Annotated in this window: 1 protein-coding gene; it reads left to right on the top strand. The window is 73.2% G+C overall.

The window, feature by feature from the left end; translation table 11 throughout:
- The coding region (locus A0W70_RS16360; protein ID WP_070990185.1) for an IS110 family RNA-guided transposase at positions 1 to 919 on the top strand (919 nt) is incomplete at its 5' end.
- Positions 920 to 1,124: the final 205 nt, after the last annotated feature.

Genomic DNA, 1,124 nt, shown 5'->3' with positions numbered 1-1,124 from the left:
GCTGGACTGGTTCGCCCGGCTGGATCGCTCGGGTGACTGCCTGGTGGGTCTGGAGGCCACGGGTGGCTCGCACTACTGGGCGCGCGAGCTCGGGCGTCTGGGCTACCGGGTGCGGCTGCTGAACCCGCAGGCGGTGAAGCCCTACCGCCAGGGGCAGAAGACCGATGCGCGCGATGCCGAGGCGATCTGCGAGGCGGTGGCGCGCGAGTCGATCAGCGAGGCGCCGGTCAAGAGCGCGGAGCAGCAGGCGCTGCTCGCGCGCCAGGGCTACCGGCGGCGGCTGATCGAGCGGCGCACGGCGCTGGGCAACCAGCTTCGGGGCTTTCTGGCGGAGTTCGGCATCGCGGTGCCCAAGGGCTGGAAGAGGCTCAGGGAGGGCCTGGCCGATGCCACGGAAGACGCGGACAACGGCCTGCCGGCGGATCTGCGCGCGGTGCTCGCCGAAGGCGCCGAGGAACTGCGCGATCTCAACGCGCGCATCGACCAGCAGGACCGCGAGCTCGCGCGCCAGGCGCGGGGCGATGAGCGCAGTCGCCGGCTGATGGAGCTCGATGGCATCGGGCCCCTGACGGCGCTGCGCCTGGTGGCGGTCTGCGGCGATGGCCTGAACTGGCGCAACGGGCGCGGCTTCGCGGTGAGCGTGGGCGTCACGCCGGCCCAGCACAGCTCGGGCGAGCACGTGCGCCTGGGCGCGATCACCAAACAGGGCGATGTGGAGTTGCGCGCGCTGCTCGTCCACGGCGCACGCAGTACCCTGCGCCGGGCGAAGCAGGGCGCGGCGCTCGATCCATGGACCGAGCGCCTGCGCCAGCGGCGTCCGCACAACGTCGCCGCGGTGGCACTGGCCCACAAGCGCGCGCGCATCGCCTGGGCGATGCTCGCGCACGGCACGCGCTACCGGGCGCCGACGGCGGTGTGAGCGACGCCAGCCGCCAGAGCCGGCCAGCGCGACAACCAGGCAACGGGCGGCGCGTGGCGCCGCCCTTCGGGCAACGGTGATCGAGGTCCGGGACCGAAGCCAGTCCCGCATCGGTGAGACGGAGGTAGGCCACGGTCGAGCAGACCGCCAAGCCGATACGCCGCCGATGTCGCGGATCCCAGAGTGGCCCGGGTCGCAGTATCGA

The organism is Halofilum ochraceum (assembly GCF_001614315.2).
Classification (GTDB): Bacteria; Pseudomonadota; Gammaproteobacteria; order XJ16; family Halofilaceae; genus Halofilum; species Halofilum ochraceum.
This window is presented reverse-complemented; position numbering and strand designations above follow the sequence as displayed.